The following is a 5,340-nucleotide window of genomic DNA, read 5'->3' on the forward strand; positions in this document are numbered from 1 at the left end:
CCTAAACTGGGGCGACATTATGAACCAGAAGCATTAGATCAGTTTTTACCCTGGGTAATGACTGAAAAAATTCCGCCTTTAAAGTAAATGGAATGGTTTGGCTAGGTGGGTTTAATTGACGGTTACATATATTCGGCAATAGCTATCGTTCTGCTAACTCTAACGCCCACACCCTAAAACCGTTTGTAGCCAAAACTTATATGGGATAACTATCTCAGCAATGCCACACATATAAGACAAACCAATTAGAATACATTGAAAAACTAATGGAGCACCAACCATGCAAACCTGAGAACTAAAAGGTGATGTAGCTAGCCAGCTTGTTCTGCTAGCAGAACAAGCACACTTCCCCCAATGATTGAATCAAACAGCAGCTTAACCAGTAGATGATTAAAGAAAAAACTGTTCTACTTACCAATATAATTAACGAGCTACCTGAAATAAGTGCGTTTTTTAAGAGTGACCCCGTGGAAATTTAGAGAAAAATTCGCGATAAGTGGGGTTAAATATTTATTAGACACCAATACACTATTGGCGTGTATGAACGTAGCCCTACCATTATCAGCCTCTTTAAAAATAAACACATAACTATTAATGAATGCGTCTACAGCTCAATCACTCGTATGGCGATATTAGGATTCCCAATAATAACAAGGATAATCCATTGATTTAAAGCAGCCCCACATAAAACTACCTGATATGCTTATTCTTGAATAAGCAGCTAACCATCAAATAGAACGATTAACACTAGCAAAGCACAAAATACGGTTACAAAATGACAACTCATCGCCGCTAGAGCGAATTTCACACATAAAAAAAGGCTTACACTTACATGTAAACCCTTAATTCAATTGGTCGGGACGACAGGATTTGAACCTGCGACCCCCACACCCCCAGTGTGGTGCGCTACCAAACTGCGCTACGTCCCGACAATTTGAACTTTTTAAACATTAATGACTAATTAAATCATCAATCTAGCCGATTAAGTATAGAGCAACTAAGTAACTTTTCAATGATTATTTTAGGATTTCTAAAATATCCTCTAACTCACCAATCATTTGATGAATGACTTGCTTAGTGCGCACAGAGTCACCTTTAGCATCATCACTTAGTAAATGTGCTCTAGCTCCACCAATGGTGTAACCCTGCTCATATAATAAAGCTCTAATTTGACGAATCAGCATAACATCATTACGTTGGTAATAACGCCTATTGCCACGCCTTTTAACAGGTTCTAATTGTTCAAATTCTTGCTCCCAATACCTCAATACATGGGGTTTAACCCCACATAATTCACTTACTTCACCAATGGCAAAATAGCGTTTTGCAGGGATTGCAGGTAATTCATTATTATTACTCGGTTCCAGCATAAGCTTCTACTCGCGTTTTTAACTTTTGTCCTGTTCGAAAGGTGACCACCCTACGTGCAGAAATAGGAATTTCCTCACCGGTCTTTGGGTTTCTTCCTGGGCGGCTACTTTTATCTCTTAATTCAAATTTTCCAAACCCAGAGATTTTAACCTGCTCACCTGTCTCCAGAGCTAGTTTAATTTCTTCAAAAAAAAGTTCAACCATTTCTTTTGCTTCGCGCTTATTTAACCCTAATTCGTCAAATAATCTTTCTGCGAAGTCTGCTTTTGTCACTGCCATTTATTCTAGTCTCTCAATTTTGCGCTAATATTTTTAGATAAAGCGTCTAACACTTTGTTTACTATAGCATCAATTTCTGAATCTGTGAGTGTTTGTGTGCTATCTTGCATGGTTAAACCTAAAGCGATACTTTTATAGCCTTGCTCTACGCCTTGTCCACGATAAATATCAAACACATTAATTTCTTTGATTAGGTCTTCATTGCAGCTTTCAATGCACTGTTTAATTGCTTGAAAAGAAACTTCTTCGGCAACTAATAAAGCCAAATCACGGCGTACTGATGGAAATTTCGATAAGCCATTAAAAACTGGCACTTGACGCTCTAATAATACGTTTTGTGCCAATTCAAATAAGAATACATTACCGTCAAAACCTAATTGTTTTTCTAGTGTTGGGTGTAGCATACCTACCCAGCCTAAAGATTGCCCCTCTAAGGTTTTAATTTCCGCACTTTGCCCTGGGTGCAATGCCGAATGCTGAGCTGCAATAAATTGCACCTGATGTCCAGTCAAAGCACATAAGCTTTCGACATCAGCTTTAACATCATAAAAATCAACTTTACGCGCTTTTTCACCCCATTGCTCAGGAATTACTGAGCCTAAAGCAAGGCCTGCTAACATTTTCTCTTGCTCTGTGGCTCCCGTTCCTAAAAAGCGTTGCCCTGCTTCAAATAAACGTACTCGGCTTTGCTGACGCTTAGTATTGTAAGCGGCGGCTTGAAGCAACCCACACCAAAGCGTCGTCCGCATTACCGCAAGATCGGCTGAAATTGGGTTTTGTAATTTTATATATTTATCATTAGGTACAATTGATTTTTGTAATTCTTCGGCAACAAAACTATAAGTAATAGCTTCTTGATAATCACGCGCAACTAAAACATCCTTCAGTTGATCTATATCTAAAATCGCTTCAGGTGCTTGACTTAATGCAGAGCGCATTAACAAGCTGCTTTGTGGTAAGTTGTTATAGCCATATACACGCCCTAATTCTTCAATTAAGTCTGCTTCAATAGCAATATCAAAACGAAAACCTGGCGCTGTCACTTGCCAGCCTTCTGCTTCTTTAGAGACTGACATACCTAAGCGCTGTAATATCCCCTCTACAACAGATGCTTCTAAATCGACACCCAAAATACGCTGGATACGTTTTTGACGCAAAGTAATCGCTACGCGCTCTGGTAATTGAGCCTCAGCAACCTCTTCTATTACTGGTCCGACACTGCCACCAGCAATTTCTACGATTAATTGTGTTGCACGCTCTATAGCACGTGTTTGTAAACCCGCATCAACACCCCGTTCAAAACGATGTGATGAATCTGTATGTAAACCATAATGACGTGATTTTCCCATCATAAAGCTAGGCGAGAAAAAGGCACATTCTAGGAATATATCTTTTGTTGTGCTGGATACAGCTGTTTCACTACCGCCCATAATACCTGCTAAGGCCAAAGCTTTTTCTGTATCAGCGATCACTAAAGTGTCTGTATTCACTTTAATTTCTTGATCATTTAATAGTTTAAGCGGCTCACCTGCTGTTGCCATACGCACTTCAATATCACCGGATAATTTTGCGGCATCAAAAGCATGTAAAGGCTGGCCTAGCTCTAATAGCACATAATTTGTGACATCAACTATGGGACCTAAACTTCTTAAACCAGAACGGCGTAAACGCTCTTGCATCCATAAAGGCGTTGCCGCACTGGCATTCACATCTTTGATCAAACGCCCTAAATAACGCGGACAGGCATCTGGGGCGCTCACTTTTATAGCTACCGTCTCTTGGTGCTCAATAGCAACAGGCGTGACTTCTACCACTGAAAATGGCAGGTTATTTAGTAAAGCGACTTCACGCGCAATACCCTCAATACTTAAACAATCTGCTCTATTCGGTGTTAAGTCAACTTCAATCAGTTGATCATTTAATTCCAAATAATCACGTACATCCATGCCTACGGGGGCATCGTCAGCTAATTCCATTAAACCATCAGCATCCTCTGCCATGCCTAGTTCTTTTTCAGAACACAACATACCAAATGATAGTTCGCCGCGTAATTTTGATTTTTTAATCTTGAAATTACCGGGTAACACAGCACCAATTAATGCCGCGGGGATTTTCAAGCCTTCGCGTACATTGCTTGCACCACAGACGATTTGTAGTGGCTCAGCATCACCGATGGCAACCTGACAAACTCTTAATTTATCAGCATTGGGATGAGCTGTGATTGATACTACTTGGCCAACAACTACACCGCTAAATTCTGCTGCTGCAGGTGTTACTGCATCAACTTCTAGGCCGGCCATTGTTATTTGTTCTACTAATGCTGCCGTATCAAGGGCAGGATTCACTAATTCTCTTAACCACGCTTCACTAAATTGCATAATTACTGCCTTCCTTAATTAAATTGCTCAAGAAATTTAAGATCGTTTTCAAAAAACAACCGTAAATCATTGATGCCATAACGCAACATAGCGAGCCGTTCTACGCCCATACCAAAAGCAAATCCGGTATACGCTTCCGTATCGATATTCACTGCTTTAAAAACTTCAGGATGGATCATGCCGCAGCCCATGACTTCTAACCAGCCAGTATGACTACAAACGCGGCAGCCTTTACCATCACACATGACACATTCAATATCGACCTCTGCAGAAGGTTCGGTAAAAGGAAAGTAAGAAGGCCTAAAGCGGACTTGTATCTCTTTCTCAAAAAAGGCGCTTAAAAACTCATAAACCACACCTTTTAAATCAGCAAAGCTCACATTCTCATCAACTAAAAAACCTTCTACTTGATGGAACATAGGGGTATGCGTAATATCAGAGTCACAGCGATAAACACGCCCTGGTGCAATCACTTTTAATGGTGGCTGATAAGTTTCCATCGCGCGTACTTGTACTGGCGAGGTATGGGTTCTTAATAAGGTATGCGCATCAAAATAAAAGGTATCATGCATAGCACGCGCAGGGTGATGCGAAGGAATATTTAAGGCTTCAAAATTGTGATAATCATCTTCAATTTCAGGGCCTTCTTCAACTTTAAAACCGACACTAGAGAAGATTTTTGCAATACGTCTTAAAGTTAACGTAACTGGGTGCAATCCTGCGACTGACTGCCCTCTTCCAGGCAAAGTTACATCAATGGTTTCACTCGCTAAACGCGCATCAAGTTCTGCTTGTTGCAGTGCATTTCTGCGGGCTTCTAAGGTAGTTTGAAAATCGGCTTTAACCTTATTAATCGCTTGTCCTGCAGTTCGTCGCTGATCTGGGTCAAGTTTTCCGAGCTCTTTCATCTGCAAGGTGAATGCACCTTTTTTACCCAGATATTGCACACGGATTTGATCTAATGCGGATAAATCGTTGGCTGCTGCAAGCTCTTGTAATGCTTGCGCAAGAATGTCTTCGAGAGTGGCTGACACGGCTCTTTCGCTTATATTGAGATGGAAGAGATAGAAAGGTGTAGCAAAAAAAAGGGCTTTTCAGCCCTTTTTTCAAACCTTTCTCTATAAAAATCATAACGGCTCACAGACCCTCATAAAAATATCATCACTCCCGAAGTGCTTAATTGGGAAGCGGGGAGTCGCTATTTTTGCGAAAGCTTGTTTTGGGCATCCCTGCCCAAGCAAGCAGCAAAAACTTAACGCGACTGCTAATGCCTTCGGCGCCCCGATTCGTCCTCGTCACCTCGTCCCGACCC

General features: G+C 41.0%; 4 protein-coding genes and 1 tRNA gene. All 5 read right to left on the reverse strand.

What is annotated here, in order from left to right; genetic code table 11:
* Positions 1-852: 852 nt before the first annotated feature.
* Positions 853-929: transfer RNA gene (locus tag BQ7314_RS11665), tRNA-Pro, on the reverse strand.
* Between the two features lie 87 nt (positions 930-1,016).
* On the reverse strand, positions 1,017-1,370 hold the full coding sequence (locus BQ7314_RS11670; protein WP_174483867.1) for a MerR family transcriptional regulator: 354 nt from the start codon (positions 1,368-1,370) through the stop codon (positions 1,017-1,019).
* On the reverse strand, positions 1,354-1,650 hold the full coding sequence (ihfA, locus tag BQ7314_RS11675) for an integration host factor subunit alpha (RefSeq protein WP_174483868.1): 297 nt from the start codon (positions 1,648-1,650) through the stop codon (positions 1,354-1,356). Before ihfA ends, BQ7314_RS11670 begins: the two co-directional genes overlap by 17 nt.
* A 5-nt stretch (positions 1,651-1,655) precedes the next feature.
* Positions 1,656-4,028 (reverse strand): phenylalanine--tRNA ligase subunit beta, encoded by a 2,373-nt coding sequence (gene pheT / locus BQ7314_RS11680; protein WP_174483869.1) that lies wholly within the window; start codon positions 4,026-4,028, stop codon positions 1,656-1,658.
* A 14-nt stretch (positions 4,029-4,042) separates the two neighbouring features.
* Positions 4,043-5,062: a phenylalanine--tRNA ligase subunit alpha gene (pheS, locus tag BQ7314_RS11685; RefSeq protein WP_174483870.1), complete on the reverse strand. Its 1,020-nt coding sequence runs from the start codon at positions 5,060-5,062 to the stop codon at positions 4,043-4,045.
* Positions 5,063-5,340: the final 278 nt, after the last annotated feature.

Origin of the sequence: methanotrophic endosymbiont of Bathymodiolus puteoserpentis (Logatchev) (genome assembly GCF_900128525.1) — a bacterium.
In the GTDB taxonomy this organism is placed as follows: domain Bacteria; phylum Pseudomonadota; class Gammaproteobacteria; order Methylococcales; family Methylomonadaceae; genus Methyloprofundus.

What these genes read in the sequence shown, in the direction of transcription:
- ihfA (WP_174483868.1), bottom strand. Translation starts at nt 1,650, where the DNA reads ATGGCAGTGACAAAAGCAGACTTCGCAGAAAGATTATTTGACGAATTA.
- pheT (WP_174483869.1), bottom strand. Translation starts at nt 4,028, where the DNA reads ATGCAATTTAGTGAAGCGTGGTTAAGAGAATTAGTGAATCCTGCCCTT.
- BQ7314_RS11670 (WP_174483867.1), bottom strand. Translation starts at nt 1,370, where the DNA reads ATGCTGGAACCGAGTAATAATAATGAATTACCTGCAATCCCTGCAAAA.